Origin of the sequence: Antarcticimicrobium luteum, assembly GCF_004358185.1 — a bacterium.
Lineage (GTDB): Bacteria > Pseudomonadota > Alphaproteobacteria > Rhodobacterales > Rhodobacteraceae > Antarcticimicrobium > Antarcticimicrobium luteum.
On the sequence record NZ_SMUV01000029.1, the window covers coordinates 1 to 16,987 of the forward strand.

Sequence of the window (16,987 nt, forward strand, 5' to 3'; positions counted from 1 at the left end):
TGGCGGCGAGGTCGGCCAGCAGATCGTCGGTGTCCTCCGCGGCCTCTTCCGGCAGGTCCAGCGCGGCGAGACTGTCAAGCGCTGCGCCAGCCGTGTCTTCTGGCGCCGTCTCCTCGGGGGCGGCATCGCGGAGGGCGCCGAGCACCGAAGCCGAGGCGTCCACCACACTGGCGTCCGCTACCGGCGCCGCGCGCAGGCTGGCGAGCGCGTCGGTGCTTTCGTCCTCGACCGGTGCCGCCTGCGGGGCGGCGGCGCGCAGGCCATCCAGCACGCCGGTGGTTTGATCCTCTGGCGCGGTCTCCTCGGGTGCTGCGGATTTCAGCCCCTCCAGAACCGCGCCGGCGGTGTCCTCGTCCGCCGGGGCCGGCGGCGCGGCGGCGCGCAGAGCCTCGAGCGCGGCGGCGGTGTCATCCTGCGGCGCCTCGTCCTGCGGCGCGAGGGCGCGCAGGCTGTCCAGCGCGGCGCCATGGTCCGCGCCGTCGCCGGCGCCGGTGAGAGCGGACAGCAACGCCGGTTGGGCGAGAATCCGTTCAATCAGCGCCTCGGCGCCCGCCTTTCCGTCCATATAGGCCATGAGATTGGCAAGTTGGGTGCGCGCCTCAAGCAGCGGGCGCAGCGCATCGACCTTCGAGGCGATGGCGGCGGGGGAAAAATCGGACATCTTCTCGAATGTCAGATCGACCGAGAGATTGCCCTCGCCGGTCAGCGTGTTGGGCACGGCAAAGGCGACGCGGGGGGCCATTGCCTGCATCCGGTCGTCGAACGTGTCGCTGTCGATCTCAAGGAACTTGCGGTCGGCGATGGCCGGCTGTTCGACGCGCGATTTGCCCGCCAGATCGCTGAGCACGCCCATGACAAAGGGCAGCTGGACCGTTTTCTGCGATCCGTAAAGCTCGACGTCGTATTCGATCTGCACACGCGGAGCGCGGTTGCGGGCGATGAATTTCTGGGAATTTTCACTCATGTCCCGGCCCCTTTCAGCGCGGCAACCTCGGCGCGCAGCGCCTTGATCTCCTGGTGCAGGTCGAGCACATGCGCATCGACCTGGTCGGTTTCAGAGCGCACAAGCTGGCGCAGCGTTTCGAACTCGGCCTCGGCCTCTTCCTCCACCGCCGACTGCATGGTGTTGACCAGCAGACCGATAAAGAGGTTGAGCACGGAAAAGGCGGTGACGACGATGAAGGGGACAAAGAAAAGCCAGGCCATCGGGTATTGTTCCATCACCGGGCGGACGATGCCCATCGACCAGCTTTCCAGCGTCATGATCTGAAACAGGGAATAGAGCGAGCGGCCGAGCGTGCCGAACCAGTCGGGAAAGGCCGCGCCGTACATCAGCGTGGCCATCACGCCAAAGACATAGAACACGATCGAGATCATCACGATCACCGCGCCCATCCCCGGCAGCGCATCCAGCAGCGCCTGGACCACCGCGCGCATCTGCGGGATCACCGACAACAGGCGCATCGCCCGGATCACCCGCAATCCCCGCAGCGCCGACAGCCCGGCGCGGTCCGGCATGAGCCCCAACCCGACCACGACGAAATCGAAGATGTTCCAGGCATTGGTGAAAAAGCGCAGCCCGTAGGCAAAGAATTTCAGCGCAAGTTCGATCACGAAAAAGGTCAGAACGGCGCGGTCGATCACCGTCAGGACGCCGCCGATCTCGGCGCGGAGGGTCTGCGAGGTGGACAGGCCCAGGGTGATGGCGTTGAAGATGATCACCCCGAGGATCGTATAGTGCACGCCGTCGCGCTCTACAAAGGCGCGGGCCCTGTCCCGAAGCGTTGTCGCTGTCGCCGTCTCTGCCGTGTTCAAGCCTTTTCTCCCTGTCTGTGGGTCCGGGCGGCCCCGCCGCCGCCCCGCCCGCCGCCGCCCGCCACGCTGCGGTGGCGTCTAGACGGCGCCAAAGACGGTCCCGTCCAGCGCCTTGCCGGTGATCCTGTCATAGGCGCCTGTCGCCCTGCGCCTGCCTGCGGCGCCCCGGGCATCACGTCCCATGACGATATGTTTGACCATCGCCCAATCCCCTGAAATCAATACCGGCCCTGCTCCGCCGATCAGTCGAATGCGTAGGTGAACTCTCCTTCCGCCACGTCGATGGCGACCTTGCTGACCTTGTCGCCCTCCATCATCCGGCGCAGGAATTCGGCCGAGATGTCGGGCAGCATGGTGTTGGTGACGATGGCGTCGATCATGCGGCCGCCGGAGTCGAGCTCCTGGCAGCGGTCGACGATGGCCTCGACCACCGCGTCGGAATAGGTGAGCGGCACGTCGTGCGCCTCGGCCACGCGTTTCTGGATGCGGTTCAGTTGCAGCCGGGTGATCTGGCCCAGCATGTCCGGCGTCAGCGGATAATAGGGAATCGTCACCAGCCGCCCCAGCAGCGCCGGCGGGAACACCTTGAGGAGCGGATCGCGCAGCGCCTTGGCGATGCCCTCGGGCTCGGGCAGAAGCTCGGGGTCGGCGCACAGATCCATGATCATCTCGGTTCCCACGTTGGTGGTGAGCAGGATCAGCGTGTTCTTGAAGTCGATCACGCGACCCTCGCCATCCTCCATCACCCCCTTGTCGAAGACCTGGAAGAACAGCTCATGCACGTCCGGGTGCGCCTTTTCGACCTCGTCCAGCAGCACCACGGAATAGGGTTTGCGCCGCACCGCCTCGGTCAGCACGCCGCCCTCGCCATAGCCGACATATCCCGGCGGCGCGCCCTTGAGCGATGAGACGGTATGCGCCTCTTGGTATTCGGACATGTTGATGGTGATGACGTTCTGTTCGCCGCCATAAAGGATCTCGGCCAGCGCCAGCGCGGTCTCGGTCTTGCCGACGCCGGAGGTACCGGCGAGCATGAAGACCCCGATCGGTTTGGACGGATTGTCGAGCCCGGCGCGGGAGGTCTGGATGCGCTTGGCGATCATCTTCATCGCGTGATCCTGTCCGATCACGCGCTTGGCCAGACGCTCCTCAAGATGCAGGATGGTGTCGATCTCGTCGCGGACCATGCGGCCCACCGGGATGCCGGTCCAGTCGCCGACGACGCTGGCCACCGCCTGATGATCGACGATGGGCAGGATCAGCGGGCTGTCGCCCTGCACTGTGATCAGTTCGGCGTTCTTCGCCTTCAGCTCCGCCAGCAATCTGGCGCGCTCTTCGGCGCTGAGCGGGCTGGCGGCGGCGGCCTCTTCGCTGGTGGCCTCGCGGCCCTCGACCGGGGCGCCGCCCTCGCGCAGCTTGGCGCGCAGATCGAGGATCGCCTCGACCACCGCCTTTTCGCTGTCCCAGCGTTCGGTCAGACCGGCGAGGCGGACCTCCTCGGCCTCTTTCGCGGCTGTCACCGCCTCGCGCCGGTCGGCCACCTCATAGCCGGCGGTCTCGTCCCGGTCGATGATCTCAAGTTCGGTGCTCAGCGCCTCGATCCGCCGGCGGCTGTCGTCCACCTCGGCCGGAACCGCGTGCTGGCTGACCGCCACGCGGGCGCAGGCGGTGTCCAGCAAGCTGACCGACTTGTCGGGCAGCTGCCGGGCCGGGATGTAGCGGGCCGAGAGGGTGACGGCGGCCTCGATCCCCTCGTCGAGGATCTGCACCCGGTGGTGCTTTTCCAGCATCGAGGCGATGCCGCGCATCATCAGGATCGCCTTGGGGATGCCCGGTTCGTCCACCTGCACCACCTGGAACCGACGGGTCAGCGCCGGATCCTTTTCGATGTACTTCTTGTATTCCGCCCAGGTGGTGGCGCCGATGGTGCGCAGGGTGCCGCGCGCCAGTGCCGGTTTCAGCAGGTTGGCCGCGTCGCCGGTGCCCGCCGCGCCGCCGGCGCCGACCAGCGTGTGGGTCTCGTCGACGAACATGACGATGGGCGTCGGGCTCGACTGCACCTCTTCGATCACCTGCTTGAGGCGGTTCTCGAACTCGCCCTTCATGCTGGCGCCGGCCTGCAACAGGCCGACATCGAGCATCAGCAGGCGCACGTCCTTGAGCGCCGGCGGCACGTCGCCGCGGGCGATGCGCAGGGCGAACCCCTCGACCACCGCGGTCTTGCCGACGCCGGCCTCGCCGGTGAGGATCGGGTTGTTCTGGCGCCGCCGCATCAGGATGTCGACGATCTGGCGGATCTCTTCGTCGCGGCCGACGATCGGGTCGATCTCGCCGTTGCGGGCCTGTTCGGTCAGATCGGTACAGAATTGCGCCAGCGCCTCGCCCTGGCCCATCTGCGACGGGCCGCGGGCGGAGGAGGCCTCGCCCGGCTCGGCCCCGCCGCCGGTGCGCGAGCCGTCCTGCGCGCGCTGCCCCTCTTCGGGGGAGCCATCGGTGACGGAGGCGAAATTATCGGCCAGATCATCGGCGCCGATCCGGGCCAATTCAGGCGACATCGAGGCCAGGATGTTGCGCAGGCTGGGCGTTTTCAGCATGCCCAGCAGCAGATGGCCGGTGCGCACCTGAGATGAGGAATAGAGCAGCGAGCCCCAGACCCAGCCGCGTTCCATCGCGTCCATCAGGTGATCGGAGAGATCCGAGATGGTCGAGGCGCCGCGCGGCAGCGCGTCGAGCGCGCGGGTCAGCTCGGCCGCGATCTTGCCCGGGTCCAGGTCGTAATGGCGGATGATGCGGTGCAGGTCGCTGTCCTGCCCGTTCAGGATCTGGTGCATCCAGTGGACGACCTCGACATAGGGGTTGCCCCGCATCTTGCAGAAAACCGTCGCGCTCTCCACCGCCTGGTAACCCAGCGCGTTCAGCTTTCCGAACAATGCAATGCGGCTGATCTCGGTCATATGTGTTTCCTTCCCTGTCCGTCCCGGCCGTTACATCGGCCTGTGATCCGCGCCGGCGCCGGGATAGAGGAACAGATCCTCGGCGTCGGAGCGGTCTGTATCGTGATCGCGGCGGCTGCCGATCCAGCTGGTATGGCCCAGCCGGGTGGTGCCGCCGAGGCTGCTGCGCGGCACCTCGTCGCCGGCGAGGATCAGGTTGATGTCCCAATCCAGCGCGTCGCCCGCATAGGAGCGCACCAGCGCCCGCAACCGCTCCAGCGGGGCGCCCCCGGGCAGCAGCCGTTCGTAATCGGCCATGCTCAGCGGACCGATGCGCAGGCGAAACTTGGCGGCCCGGCTCCAGACCCGGTTGCCGATGCTGGTGGCCCGCCCCAGCCCGGCGGCGGCGCCCAGCTGCCAGCGGTCGTCCGGCTCCAGCTCCAGCCAGGAGCCGACGAATTGCTGCACCCGGACCGGCACGCCGAAGAATTCGCCCAGCATACCCTCGAGCCCGGCGGCGTTCTTGGGGCCCTGCGCTAGCAGCCCTGCGAAATGCAGCTTGGCCAGATCGGGCATCGCATCGCGGTCGCGCAGATGGGTGCCGTGATAGCCGGACAGCGCCGCGACCTTGCGCGCCATCGGATCGTCGCCGCGATCGAAACTGGCCGCCGGCTGGCCGGTCGCCCAGGCGCGGTAGAGCAGGCTCATCATCCGGTGCGTCAGCATGTCGGCAAAGGCGACGAAGGTGGGGTCGCGGTGGTTGCGCAGCCGGTCGCGCACATATTCGGTGATATGCAGCGGCAGCGGCCCCTGCGGGCCGAAGAGACCGAAAAAGCGGTTGGTCAGCCGCGCCGGCCGGTCGCCCTGCGGCGGGGTGAACTCGGAAATGGTCGAGGTGGGAAAGGACAGCTCGGGGCGCTGGCCCAGCCGCACCCGGTCCTGGCGCGGCCGGCGGCTCTCGCCCAGGCGGGGGGCGTCCGAAAACTGTGCCTCGATCACGCGCAGCGCCTGAAAAACGTTGTGTTTTTCAGGATCGCGCGCCAGCCTTTCAAAGTGGCTCAAATGATCCGTCCCAGTCCCTTTTCCGGTCGCCATCGGGCGATTTCCCCGCGTTTCTGCGTTGTCAAAACGGTTTCAGTAAAACTGTTCAGCGTGGCGTAGCGGCGAAAGAACCGCTCCAGCACCGCGCCAAGGGCGTAAATGCTCGACCCTTCGAAAAAACTCTCGTCGAACCCGATGGTGATCTCCAGCCCGCGCAGCGCCGTCGAGAGAACCTCGTCGCTGACGCGGCGCACGATCGGCCGGCTGGTGACGCTGACGATGCCTTCAAGCTGTTTCTCGGTCACCCGGTTGCCCAGCGGCGCGTAAAGCCCCACCAGTTCGCGCAGCGCCTCGGCCGAACTGCCCCGGCCGGTATCGGCGATCGAGGCGTAGTTCAGGCTGAGATGGCTGATCAGCCGCCAGGCGGTGTCGCCCTGGGCCAGGGTCGGATGCGGCCGGGTCGGCGAGACCGGCAGCCGGATCGCCTTGACCGGTCCCCCCTCGGGCAGCTGGAACACATTTGCGTCGCCGGTGGACAGCAGCAGCGGCAGATCGCGGTTGGTGCACAGCGCCTGAACCGCCAGCTGATCCAGATCGGCGGGATAGGGCGCCTGGCCGCGGTCGACCAGCGTCAGATAGACCTCGGACCCCAGATAGGAGGTGCGCACACCGCGCAGACGCTCTTTCTCGCTGCGCTGACGCATCCGGCGGCGCAGGGTGTAATAGGCCGGATGGGACTCGCCCGCGGCGGTGAAATCGGTGGCCGAATAGAACGGGCGGAAGGTCACGTCATCCTCGCCCTCGCCGCTGATGCCGGTCACGCCCTGCAATGCGTAGATCTCGAAATCGAGCCCGGCGGTGCGGTTCGGCACCACGTGATGCTCGGTATCATGGGCGGACAGCAGCACCCGGTCGCAGCGCTTGGGAAACAGATTGACCGCCGGCACCGCGTTCAGGGTAAATGCCTCGGGCACAACCATCGGGGCAAGGTCGCGGTGCCCCTCGCGCAGCAGAATATAGATGTCCACCTCGGCCCCGGTGGCGCGTTCCAGCGCCGGGCGCAGCCCCTGCAACTCGACGAACAGGAACCGTTCCGGCATGGCGAAATATTCCTGCAACAGCCGGTAGCCGTCGAACACCCGGCGCGGGATCGGCAGCAGCGCCTCCTCCGGCTCGAACCCGCGCTGCACCACCTCGCCGTCGCGCAGCGGCAGCGTCCAGTCGGCACGGCGGTCGGTGGAGCGGCCGGTGAGCCCCTCGGCGTGTGTGCAGAGCGTTTCCAGCAGCAGCCAGGAATTGCCCGCCGAGCTATTGAGATGCAGCGACAGCCGGTCCATCCCAAGTTCGCGGATCGGCTCGCCGTCACGGCGGCGCAGGCGCAGGCGGATGCCGGCGCGCGCCCGGCTCTGACCGGCGACCCCGGCGGCGACCAGTTCGCCGCGCCCGTCGATATACTCGGCCTCGGCGATCTCGATCGGCCACATGGTCAGATCGGCGGCGGTGCGGTATTCGCAGGGCGTCTGCTCCCCTTCCATCAGGCGGCTGCGCAGCACCGTGCCCCGCGGCAACAGATAGCCGTCCTTCAGCGCCGCATTGGCCATGTCCGGCTCGAAGGCCGCGATCATCATCGACGGCGTCGGCGCCAGGTAGTGGGGATAGATGATCTCCAGCAGGTTGGAGGTGAAGTTGGGGTATTGCAGCTCCAGCTCGAGCTGGACCCGCGCCGAGAGAAAGGCGACCCCCTCCAGCAACCGCTCGACATAGGGGTCGAGCACCTCGATCCCCTCCATGCCCAGCCGCGCGGCGATCTTGGGATAGGCGGCGGCAAACTCCGCCCCCATGTCCCGCAGGAACATCAGCTCGCTCTCGTAGTGTCTGGTGAGCCGTGTGTCCATCTACGGGCTCCGCTCCACTTCCACTTCGCCGGTGGTCAGGTCGACCTGGCTGCGCAGGAACAGCTCCAGCGGCAGCGGCTGCGCCCACATGTCAGCGCGGATATCGAGATCGACGGACATCTCTCCGCCGCGGTTGTCGGGACTGATCGCGACGTCGACCGATCCGGCGATGATGCGCGGCTCGAACATCGAGATCGCGGTCTCGATCGAGCGGCGGATGCGTTCGGCGCGCTCGGTGGTGGAGTATTCGCCCGAGACCTCCTCCAGCCCGTAATTGAGCACCGAGCGCGTGACGTTCGGGCAGGCCTCGGTGTCGATCATCGTGGCGATGTTGTTGGTATTGAGAAGCCAGGACAGGTCGCGCTGGATGATCTCGCGCAGGCGCACCAGGTCGATCACCCGCGCGTCGCGCCCCTCCTTCGGGTTGGAGGGGTCGCTGTCGGTGAGCCGGTCGAGAAGCGAGGGCTGAAGCCGGTCGGAAAGGGTCTTGTCAGCCATCGCCGGGCGCGCCTCCGGCGCCGTCCATGACAAGGCTGCGCAGGTCCAGCAGCGCGATGTCGGAACGGTCGGTCGCCAGCAGGCGCTGGCCGGTGCCGACGAAGGTCTCCGCACCGGCGTCGGCCCAGCTTGTCGCGCGGGCCAGTTTCGCGGCGCTGTCGGTGCTGAGGGTGGTGCCCGGATAGCGGGTCGGGATCAGCGCCGCCACCTCGCCGCCGTTGGTCAGGGTCAGCACGCCGGCGGTCCAGACGGCGTCGCGCAGATCGCCCGGCTCGTCGATATCCAGCCGGGCGATGGCCGCGAAGGGCAGCCAGAAATAGCGGCCGTTGACGATCACCTCCAGCACCGGGCCGAGCCGCATATCGGCATCGGCGATCCAGTCGAACGGCTCTCCGTTCAGGGTGCCGGCGCAGGCCGGGGCGGCGTCGAAGGCGCGGGCGCGCAGGGTGGCGGCCTCCTCCGGCCGGCCCTGGGCGAGACATTTCTGCGCCTCGATCAGCAGCGCCAGCCATTCCTGCGGCTCGCCGAAGATCATCGGCTCTTTCTCGCCGGCAAAGACCTTGTCGCGGTAGACCTCGCAGATGATCGCCTCGCGGTAGGTGCGGGCCATCATCTCGGCCTCGGGGTCAAGCTCGGCGCTGAGTTTCAGTTGCGCGATCGCGCGTTTCCAGTCGCCCAGAACACAGAGCAGCTGGAACAGGAAGATCCTGAGCCTTGCGTCGGCGGGGGCGGCGCGGACCTTGTCCTGCAGGGCCTTGAGGGCAAGGTCGAGGTCCCCCGTCTTGAGGTGCTCTTCGGGTGTCATATGGCGGACTCCGCTGCGGCGGCATCAAAGGCAGAGCCGACGCCCCGGGCCGGATGGCACCGGGGCGTCGGCCGCGGAATCACTCGACCTTGCCGGTCTGCACGTTCCACTTGAAGGTGTTCTCGGTCTTCAGTTTGCCGGATTTCTGATCGGTCGATTTGTACTCGTGCTCGATCGCCGTATAGGCCATTGTCCAGGTTTCCTCGGGGATGCCGTCCTCGCTGCCCGAGACCGCATAGCTGTCGATGACGACATGCTTAAGCGTCCAGATCGAATAGGCCTCCAGACCGGCCGAGGCGCTTTCACCTGACCGGCAGAAGTTGATTGTGATCTCGGGCCGGATGGTGCCGTTGGCCACCGAGGTCATCAGCTTGTTGGACGCCAGGCCCATCTGCGACGTCACTTCGACCTTGCCGAAGTTGGAGTTGGCATGCCCCCGCTGCGTCGAGCCAAGATCCGTCATCTCGACGGCGCGCTCCACATTCCAGCTGCAGGACTGGATCACGATCCATTTGTCGTGTTCCTTTTCGGTCGCATCCCCCGGAATATCGGAGATCTTGACGAACATATTCGCGGCCATTGTCTTATCCTTTCATTATCAAAGTCAGGTTGGCGGGTTTAAATTTCTCGCGCCAGAGCAGAGGAGCGACCCTGCTCAGGCACCTTTTTCAGAGGGGAGTTTCGAGACCAGACGAAGCGACACCGACAGGCCTTCCAACTGGTAATGCGGACGCAGGAAGAACTTGGACGTGTAATACCCCGGGTTGCCTTCGACGTCCTCGACGACGACTTCGGCCGCCGCCAGCGGCTTGCGCGCCTTTTCGTTCTCGGACGAGATGTCGGCGTTGAAGTCGACGTAGTTGTTGATCCAGTCCTGAAGCCAGCCTTCCATGTCCTGCCGGCTCTTGAACGAGCCGACTTTGTCGCGGACCATGCATTTGAGGTAATGCGCGAACCGGCAGGTGGCGAAGAGATACGGCAGCCGCGCCCCCAGATTGGCGTTCGCAGAGGCGTCCGGATCGTCGTATTCGGCCGGCTTGTGCAGCGACTGCGCGCCGATGAAGGCGGCAACGTCCGAGTTCTTGCGGTGGATCAGCGGCATCATGCCGTTCTTGGCCAGCTCCGCCTCGCGCCGGTCGGAAATGGCGATCTCGGTGGGGCATTTCTGATCCACCCCGCCATCGTCGGTCGGGAAGGTGTGGCTGGGCAGTTCGGTCAGCGCGCCGCCCGATTCCACGCCGCGGATGCGCGAGCACCAGCCATAGGTCTTGAACGACCGGGTGATGTTCGTCGCCATGCCATAGGCGGCGTTCACCCAGGAGTATTTGCCGCTGTCGGCGCCCTCGGTGTCCTCCTCGAAGGCAAAGGCCTCGACCGGGTCGGTCTTTGAGCCATAGGGCAGACGGCCGAGGAACCGCGGCATCGCCAAGCCCACATACTTGGAATCCTCGCTTTCGCGCAGGCTGCGCCAGGCGGCGTATTCCGGCGTCTGGAAGATCTTGGTCAGATCGCGCGGATTGGCCAGCTCCGACCAGCTGTCCATCTGGAACAGCGTGGGCTTGGCGCCGGTGATCAGCGGCGCATGCGCGGCCGCGGCGATCTTGGACATCTCGCCCAGCAGCTCGATGTCGGGCGGCGAATGGTCGAAATGGTAGTCGGCCACCAGCGTTCCGTAGGGTTCGCCGCCGAACTGGCCGAACTCCTCTTCGTAGATCTTCTTGAAGATCGGCGACTGATCCCAGGCGGTGCCTTTGAACTTGCGCAGGGTCTTGTGCATGTCCTTTTTGGAGATGTTCATGACCCGGATCTTGAGCTGCTCGTCGGTCTCGGTGTTGTTGACGAGATAGTGCAGCCCGCGCCACGCGCTTTCCATCTGCTGGAAATCCTCGTGGTGCAGGATGTGATTGACCTGTTCGGTCAGCTTCTTGTCGATCTCGGCGACGATGCTCTCGATCGATTTCAGCGCGTCGTCCGAAATCAGGTTGGTATTGGCCAGCGCCTGTTCCGCAAGCGTCTTGACCGCCGATTCAACCGCCGTCTTGGCCTGGTCGGACTTCGGGCGGAATTCCTTTTGCAGCAGGTTGGCGAATTCGGAAGAGCCAAAGGCCGTGGCTTCGGCGCCGGCTTCCGTCTGGACTTGTTCTTCTGCCATCGGATGCTCCTATTCTTCTGCTTCGCCGACGCTGTCGGATTTCGGGGCGGGCTGGGCGGCCAGCGTCTTGAGCAGCGCCGGATCCTGGATGATCTTGCTGATCAGATCCTCGGCGCCGGTCTTGCCGTCCATGTAGGTCATCAGGTTTGACAGCTGGGTGCGCGCCTCGAGCAGTTCGCGCAGCGGCTCGACCTTGCGGGCGATGGCGGCTGGCGAGAAATCGTCCATGCTCTCAAAGGTGATGTCGACCGCCAGGTTGCCCTCGCCGGTCAGCGTGTTCGGCACGGTAAAGGCCGCGCGCGGCGCCATCGACTTCATCCGGTCGTCGAAATTGTCGACGTCGATCTCCAGGAACTTGCGGTCGGCGACAGCCGGCTGGGCCACCTCGGACTTGCCGGCAAGATCGCTCATCACCCCCATGACAAAGGGAAGCTGAACCTTTTTCTGGGCGCCGTAGAGTTCGACATCGTATTCGATCTGGACCCGTGGCGCGCGGTTGCGTGCGATGAACTTCTGTGAGCTGTCTGCCATCTAGTGCTCCTTAATCCCTGTAATGTCCCGTTCGTACCGCTCCTGCCGCCCACCCGGGGCCGGGCGGCGCTCAGTCGTCGTCCTCGATCCCGCCGATCAGATGCACATTGTCCATGCCGGCTGGCGCCATGTCCTGCATGATGGTGAGGAAATCCGCATTCACCAGCCGCTTGGCCCGCTCCAGCAGCAGCGGAAGCGGGCTGGAAGGTTCGGAGCGCCGGTAATAGGCAATGATCCGGTCCAGCGCGTTGGAAACATCCGCCGCCGAGTTGATGCCGCCGACCGCCTGCGCCCCGCCGCCCGGTGCGGGCGATCCGCCCGCACCCTCGCCAGCCGCCTCCTCGACTGTCTCTTCCGCCGCCCCTTCGGCGTGCTCGGACAGGCGCCTGACGATCTGGCGCAGCAGCTTGATCAGCGGGTCGAGCTCGGGGCCCTGCCCCGGAGTCTGCTCCGAGAACACATCCGAGATCGCGCGGACATTCTCCTCGGCGCGCTGCGCCGCATCCAGCCAGCCGGACAGAACCTCGCCGTCGGTATCCTGAAACGCCGCCCCGATCGAGGCGGTGTCGGGGATCGTGTCCATGTCGGCGGGCGCGGCCATCTGCCCCTCGGCGATCTCGATATCGCGCAACGAGAACCGGCCGAAACCGCGGCTGTCAGTCAGCGCCACCCGCCGCAGCGAGCGGTAGACCGGCGACGGGCCGCCCATGCCGCCGGGCTGGCCGCACAGATCCTGCACCGCGTTGATGCGCATGGTCGGATCGCCGTCATCCTCGTCAAGCTCGGGATGGCAGCTGTCCCAGAACTCCTCCAGACAGCCACGGATGAACCCGGTGACCTCGGCAAAGCCGGTCAGCCCGTCGGCGCCATGCAAAATCGCATCGGCAAGAAACACCGCCGCGCGCAGATCGTGACTGCGCTCGAGCACCAGGAGGGCCTTTTCGCGGACCTCGCTGTAATCGGGATCTTGGGCCGCGTGGATCTCGTCGCCGACCTGAACTTCCTCGCCGGGTTGGGCGGCAAGCTCCATCTCGGTGAAAACCGGATCGTACTCCAGATTCTCCCCACTGGGCAAATCGTTACCCTTTGACTGCAATAAGACAGTCAGATCCATCAAGAACCTCCCCAAACGGTTCAGTGCGAGCCTGCGGGTTCTCGTTTTTGGTCCGCGTTGAGAATGCGGAGCGCCCGTCGTTTCGCTTAACGTCAAAAAACAATACCTTGACCATAAGTCAGCCTTATCGTTTCCTCAAAGTCAATTGTATTTCGTTCCGATTTCAGGGGGGGCCGTAGCCATGGCGGATCAGAGGGTCGAGGGCGAAGAGCTCAAGAAACTGGTCAAGCTGGGCAAGAAGAAAAGGCTGTCCTTTGCCTTTTGTCCCGGGAAGAAGAACGACCACACCATACTGATCGACCGGCGCAAGCCGCCCGAGGTGATCGCCAAGATCGCCAAGAAAGAGGGCGACGGATCGAAGGTGGCCTTCGGTACCTTCGAGGTGAAGTCCAAGACCATGGAGCTGACCTGCGACCGGGTGGTGCCGGCGCTGGCCAAGGTGCTGAAGAAATACCTCAAGTCGCAGAAGGTGCAGGTCAACATCCTGGTGATGGACGCCAGCGGCAACGTTCTGGAAAGCGACATCGAGGATCTGCCGGACGATCCCGCCTGGGACGCCGATGAGGCCGATGCGGCAGAGGCGGATGAGGCGGGCGCGCAGGATGCGGCCGGCACCGCAGCGGCGGCGGCCCCGCAGGAAACAGCTGATCAGAAAGAGGCCCCGCAGGACGCCGCGCCACCGGGCGGCCCGGCGCAGGCGGACCTGGTGGCCCGGCTGAAAGCGGTGCAACCGGCCGTCGCCGCCGCCCCCGCCGCCGTCGCGGACAAGCTGAAGAAGGCCGCGGCGCAGGCGGTGGCACAGATCAAATCGGGTGATCTGGCGGCGGCGGACCGCACCGTCTCCGCGCTGGAAAAGGCCGCCGACCGGTTGCAGGGCGCACAAATCGGGGCAGAGCCGCCCGCCCCGGAAACTCCCGCAGAACCGCCCGCCCAGCCATCCGCCGCACCATCCGCCGAACCGTCGACGCAAACGCAGTCGGATCCGGGCGACACCGCCGCCGACACCCGCCGGCTGGCGGCGCGGGCCGGGGCGCTCAAGGGGGTGATCTCCGGCCTGCCCGACCCGGCGGGCGGCAAGCTGATCGCGGCCCTGACCCGGGTGGTCAAGCTGCTGAAGGCGGGCGATCTGGCCGCCGCCGGCGATCTGCTGAACCGGATCGAGGCGGCCGTGAACCAGACCCAGACCGCGCCACCGCCGCAAGCGCCCCAACCGGCGGAAACCGAAACCGCCGAGGCCGCCGATCCGCAACAGGCGAAATGGCAAATGGCCCAGACCCGCCTGCAACCCGCGATCGACCGGCTGATCGCCGAGAAACGCGGCGATCTGGCGGCGATCAACCGGTTCTTCGGCTACGCGCAGGAGCAGGCCGAGGCCGGCAACTATGACAAGGCGCTGGCGGCGGCCGGGCGGGTCGCGGCGCTGATCAAGGCCGCCGCGACCGCCGAGACCACCGCCGCCGCCGCCGAGGCGCAGGCGGCAGCGCCCGAGAATGTCACCGCCTATACCCGGTCGCGGCTGAACTGGATCAAGACCCGGCAGGCCCTGCGCAGCGATCTCGAAGCGCTGAAAAAGGCCATCGACGCCGCCACCGCCGGGGTCGAGGGCATGGAGGACGTGCCGGCGCGCTCCGGCGTGCTGTTTGACTATCTCGACGACATCGACAGCAGCCTGGAGGATACCCTGGAGCAGCTGGTCGAGACCCCCGACGGCGACCGGCGCGAGGGGCTGAAAACCGCCGCGCGCAGGATCATCGACGATTATCGCGGCCTGCTCGACACCGAGTTCTTCAAGGCGGTGGACGACAACGGCTTTGCACGTACCAGTATCCGGGCCGGCGCGCTGGCCGCGTTGCAGGAGGTCAGCGGCGCGCTGGCAAGCTGAACGCGGCGCTGCCGCACTGGCCCTTGGGAGGACAGACATGAAACCGCGCAGTTGCCTGATCGGGGGCCTTATCCTTGCCCTGACCCTGATCCCAGCCCTGACGGCGCAGGCCGACACCGGCCGGCTGACCGTCGAGCTGAACAAGGCCGAAGAAATCGAGGGCGGCGGCTGCCGCGCCTTTTTCCTGTTCCGCAACGAGACCGGCAAAAGCTTTGAGGGGTTCGAGATGTCGCTGGCGATCCTTGACGGAAACGGGGTGATCGACCGGCTGCTGTCGATCGATGCCGCGCCGCTGCCGGTGGCGCGCACCACGCTGAAACTGTTCGAGATCCCGGACATCGCCTGCGCCGGCATCTCGGAGATCCTGCTGCACGAGGTGACCGCCTGCCGCCCCCAGAACGAGGACGAGATGGACTGTTTCGACATCCTCGATCTGACCAGCAAGACCTCAGCGGCACTGGTGAAATAGGCCATGCCGGTCGCATGGGACACTCTGGGCACCGGCGGGCCGATCATCGCCCTGCTGGCCCTTCTGTCGCTGTTTTCGTTGACCCTGATCGCGGTCAAGGTGATCCAGCTCTGGCCGGTGCGGTCGGGCGCCGCGCGGCGCGCCGAGGCGTTTCGCCAGTGGCGCGAGGGCGACAAGCACGCCGCGCAAAAGGCCGTGGCGGGTGGCGCCTCGCCCGCCGACCGGGTCACCGCCTATGCGATGCAGGCGCTGGCCAAGGGGTTTCGCGGCCCCCGGCTCGAGGCCGAGCTGATGCGGCGCGGCAACGAGGAGGTGGCGCGGATGACCGGCATGATCCGCACCATCGAACTGATCGCGGTGATCTCGCCGCTGCTGGGCCTGCTGGGCACCGTGCTGGGCATGATCCAGTCGTTCCAGGAGCTGGAGCTGGCCGAGGGCGCGGCCAATGCCTCGGTGCTGGCAGGCGGCATCTGGCAGGCGCTGTTGACCACCGCGGCGGGCCTGCTGGTGGCGATCCCGGCGGCGGTGGCGGCAGGGCTGCTGTCGTCCCGGATCGACAGCGCGGCGCATATGATCGAAAGCGCGGTGGGCGAGCTGCTCTTGTCCGACGAAAACCCGCCCGTCTAGGCCCGGGGGTGCTGCGATGGCCGGCCTCACGCTGAAACGTCCGACCCGCCCCCGCGCGCTGATCTCGCTGGTGCCGATGATCGACGTGATGCTGATCCTGCTGGTCTTTTTCATGGTGACCTCGACCTATCTGAACCTCGACATGATCCCGGCGGCCCGGCGGGCCGAGGCCCCCGGCGCGCCCCCCTCGGGGCCCGGCGAGAGCGGCACGGTGATGATCCGGCTGGGCGCCGACGGGGTGCCGGTTCTGCGCGGCCGGGCGATGGGTGGTGCGGCCTTGACGGCGGCGCTGGCCGGGGTGCTGGCCGAGACCCCGCTCGCCCAGGTGATCGTGCTGCCCTCGGGCGCGGCGACGACCCAGGCACTGGTCTCGGTGATGGATGCGGCGGCGCAGGCGGGCGCGGTGCGGCTCAGGGTGGTGCGGCTGGAGGCGCGGCCATGAAGCTGAACCGCCCCAGCCCGGCGCCGCATTCGGAGACCATCGTCGCGCTGATCGACGTGGTGTTCTTTCTGCTGGTCTTCTTCATGCTGATCGGGCGCATGGACGCCACCGCCCCGTTCGAGGTGCACCCGCCGGTCGCCGACAGCGGCAGCGACATGCCCGCCGGCGGCGCCACCCTGTCGGTGGGCGCAGCGGGCGATCTGGCGCTGGACGGGCAGCCGCTGGCCGGGCCCGAGGCGCTGGCGCAGGCCCTGACACGGCGGCTGGGCCCCGAGCCCGATCTGCGGCTGCGGGTGAACGCCCACCGCGACGCCGAGCTGCGCCACGTGCTGCCGCTGGTGGGCGCGGCCGAGGCGCTGGGGGTGCGCGACGTGGTGCTGGTGGTGACCCCGGGGCCGGTGCCATGAGCCGCCGCCCGCTGATCTGGACGGCGGGCGCCGGCGCCTCGGTGCTGGTCCACGGGGCACTGGCCGGGCTGCTGCTGATGGCGATCCTGCCCGGTCCGCTCGAGGAGCAGGCGCAGCCGGAAACCCGGCTCGATGTCGACGCCTACCAGCTGGAGCGGGTCGCCGCCGCCGAGCGACAGCCGCAGACCGAGGCCGCGCCGGAGGGCGAGGCCCAGGGCGCCGCGGTGGGCGCGGGCGCGATCCCGCGCAACCGGGCCGAGGCGCTGGCCCCGGCGGCGCAGGCGACGCAGCCCACCCCGACACGAGGACAAAACCTCAGCCCGGACCGGGCGCGGCCCGAACCGGCGGTGCAGCCGCGCCCCACCGCCGCCCCGGC

The 16,987-nt window shown here is 67.1% G+C and carries 16 protein-coding genes and 1 pseudogene; 6 read left to right on the plus strand and 11 right to left on the minus strand.

Annotated elements, in window-relative coordinates; all coding sequences use genetic code 11:
• Nucleotides 1–493 precede the first annotated feature (493 nt).
• The 11 genes and pseudogenes from tssB (E1832_RS22785) to tssA form a co-directional block, all read right to left on the minus strand.
• A pseudogene (tssB, locus tag E1832_RS22785) lies at nucleotides 494–964 on the minus strand (type VI secretion system contractile sheath small subunit); the annotation flags it as partial.
• Entirely contained in the window at nucleotides 961–1,815 is an 855-nt protein-coding gene (locus E1832_RS00760; protein WP_133357864.1) for an ion transporter, read from the minus strand. The pseudogene tssB (E1832_RS22785) and the gene E1832_RS00760, both read right to left, overlap by 4 nt.
• 242 nt (nucleotides 1,816–2,057) lie before the next feature.
• Entirely contained in the window at nucleotides 2,058–4,769 is a 2,712-nt protein-coding gene (gene tssH, locus E1832_RS00765) for a type VI secretion system ATPase TssH (protein WP_133357865.1), read from the minus strand.
• Between the two features lie 30 nt (nucleotides 4,770–4,799).
• Nucleotides 4,800–5,843: a type VI secretion system baseplate subunit TssG gene (tssG, locus tag E1832_RS00770; RefSeq protein ID WP_133357866.1), complete on the minus strand. Its 1,044-nt coding sequence runs from the start codon at nucleotides 5,841–5,843 to the stop codon at nucleotides 4,800–4,802.
• Nucleotides 5,807–7,684, minus strand: coding sequence for a type VI secretion system baseplate subunit TssF (gene tssF, locus E1832_RS00775; RefSeq protein WP_133357867.1), 1,878 nt, complete (start codon nucleotides 7,682–7,684; stop codon nucleotides 5,807–5,809). The genes tssG and tssF overlap by 37 nt, the downstream gene beginning before the upstream one ends.
• The gene (gene tssE / locus E1832_RS00780; protein ID WP_133357868.1) at nucleotides 7,685–8,182 is read right to left on the minus strand and encodes a type VI secretion system baseplate subunit TssE; all 498 of its coding nucleotides are present in this window, start codon (nucleotides 8,180–8,182) and stop codon (nucleotides 7,685–7,687) included.
• On the minus strand, nucleotides 8,175–8,987 hold the full coding sequence (locus tag E1832_RS00785) for a type VI secretion system accessory protein TagJ (RefSeq protein WP_133357869.1): 813 nt from the start codon (nucleotides 8,985–8,987) through the stop codon (nucleotides 8,175–8,177). Before E1832_RS00785 ends, tssE begins: the two co-directional genes overlap by 8 nt.
• Before the next feature lie 79 nt (nucleotides 8,988–9,066).
• The gene (locus E1832_RS00790) at nucleotides 9,067–9,567 is read right to left on the minus strand and encodes an Hcp family type VI secretion system effector (protein ID WP_133357870.1); all 501 of its coding nucleotides are present in this window, start codon (nucleotides 9,565–9,567) and stop codon (nucleotides 9,067–9,069) included.
• 75 nt (nucleotides 9,568–9,642) lie between these two features.
• Nucleotides 9,643–11,139, minus strand: a complete 1,497-nt coding sequence (gene tssC, locus E1832_RS00795) for a type VI secretion system contractile sheath large subunit (protein WP_133357871.1) — start codon at nucleotides 11,137–11,139, stop codon at nucleotides 9,643–9,645.
• A 9-nt stretch (nucleotides 11,140–11,148) separates the two neighbouring features.
• The gene (gene tssB / locus E1832_RS00800; RefSeq protein WP_133357872.1) at nucleotides 11,149–11,670 is read right to left on the minus strand and encodes a type VI secretion system contractile sheath small subunit; all 522 of its coding nucleotides are present in this window, start codon (nucleotides 11,668–11,670) and stop codon (nucleotides 11,149–11,151) included.
• Between the two features lie 70 nt (nucleotides 11,671–11,740).
• The gene (gene tssA / locus E1832_RS00805) at nucleotides 11,741–12,784 is read right to left on the minus strand and encodes a type VI secretion system protein TssA (protein ID WP_133357873.1); all 1,044 of its coding nucleotides are present in this window, start codon (nucleotides 12,782–12,784) and stop codon (nucleotides 11,741–11,743) included.
• Nucleotides 12,785–12,965: 181 nt separating this feature from the next.
• Here tssA and E1832_RS00810 point away from each other — a divergent pair, with 181 nt between their 5' ends.
• The 6 genes from E1832_RS00810 to E1832_RS00835 all read left to right on the plus strand — a co-directional run.
• Nucleotides 12,966–14,666, plus strand: coding sequence for a hypothetical protein (locus E1832_RS00810; RefSeq protein ID WP_133357874.1), 1,701 nt, complete (start codon nucleotides 12,966–12,968; stop codon nucleotides 14,664–14,666).
• 37 nt (nucleotides 14,667–14,703) lie between these two features.
• Complete coding sequence (locus E1832_RS00815; protein ID WP_133357875.1) at nucleotides 14,704–15,135, plus strand: hypothetical protein; 432 nt, start codon at nucleotides 14,704–14,706, stop codon at nucleotides 15,133–15,135.
• Nucleotides 15,136–15,138: 3 nt separating this feature from the next.
• Nucleotides 15,139–15,762: a MotA/TolQ/ExbB proton channel family protein gene (locus tag E1832_RS00820; protein ID WP_133357876.1), complete on the plus strand. Its 624-nt coding sequence runs from the start codon at nucleotides 15,139–15,141 to the stop codon at nucleotides 15,760–15,762.
• 16 nt (nucleotides 15,763–15,778) lie between these two features.
• A complete protein-coding gene (locus tag E1832_RS00825) occupies nucleotides 15,779–16,204 on the plus strand; it encodes an ExbD/TolR family protein (protein WP_133357877.1) in 426 nt (141 codons plus the stop codon).
• On the plus strand, nucleotides 16,201–16,611 hold the full coding sequence (locus tag E1832_RS00830; protein ID WP_133357878.1) for an ExbD/TolR family protein: 411 nt from the start codon (nucleotides 16,201–16,203) through the stop codon (nucleotides 16,609–16,611). The genes E1832_RS00825 and E1832_RS00830 overlap by 4 nt, the downstream gene beginning before the upstream one ends.
• The coding region (locus tag E1832_RS00835) for a hypothetical protein (protein ID WP_425358953.1) at nucleotides 16,608–16,987 on the plus strand (380 nt) is incomplete at its 3' end. The genes E1832_RS00830 and E1832_RS00835, both read left to right, overlap by 4 nt.

Coding starts and splice junctions, on each gene's coding strand:
- tssH (WP_133357865.1), bottom strand. CDS start 4,769: ATGACCGAGATCAGCCGCATTGCATTGTTCGGAAAGCTGAACGCGCTG.
- tssG (WP_133357866.1), bottom strand. CDS start 5,843: ATGGCGACCGGAAAAGGGACTGGGACGGATCATTTGAGCCACTTTGAA.
- tssF (WP_133357867.1), bottom strand. CDS start 7,684: ATGGACACACGGCTCACCAGACACTACGAGAGCGAGCTGATGTTCCTG.
- tssE (WP_133357868.1), bottom strand. CDS start 8,182: ATGGCTGACAAGACCCTTTCCGACCGGCTTCAGCCCTCGCTTCTCGAC.
- E1832_RS00785 (WP_133357869.1), bottom strand. CDS start 8,987: ATGACACCCGAAGAGCACCTCAAGACGGGGGACCTCGACCTTGCCCTC.
- E1832_RS00790 (WP_133357870.1), bottom strand. CDS start 9,567: ATGGCCGCGAATATGTTCGTCAAGATCTCCGATATTCCGGGGGATGCG.
- tssC (WP_133357871.1), bottom strand. CDS start 11,139: ATGGCAGAAGAACAAGTCCAGACGGAAGCCGGCGCCGAAGCCACGGCC.
- tssB (WP_133357872.1), bottom strand. CDS start 11,670: ATGGCAGACAGCTCACAGAAGTTCATCGCACGCAACCGCGCGCCACGG.
- tssA (WP_133357873.1), bottom strand. CDS start 12,784: ATGGATCTGACTGTCTTATTGCAGTCAAAGGGTAACGATTTGCCCAGT.
- E1832_RS00810 (WP_133357874.1), top strand. CDS start 12,966: ATGGCGGATCAGAGGGTCGAGGGCGAAGAGCTCAAGAAACTGGTCAAG.
- E1832_RS00815 (WP_133357875.1), top strand. CDS start 14,704: ATGAAACCGCGCAGTTGCCTGATCGGGGGCCTTATCCTTGCCCTGACC.
- E1832_RS00820 (WP_133357876.1), top strand. CDS start 15,139: ATGCCGGTCGCATGGGACACTCTGGGCACCGGCGGGCCGATCATCGCC.
- E1832_RS00825 (WP_133357877.1), top strand. CDS start 15,779: ATGGCCGGCCTCACGCTGAAACGTCCGACCCGCCCCCGCGCGCTGATC.
- E1832_RS00830 (WP_133357878.1), top strand. CDS start 16,201: ATGAAGCTGAACCGCCCCAGCCCGGCGCCGCATTCGGAGACCATCGTC.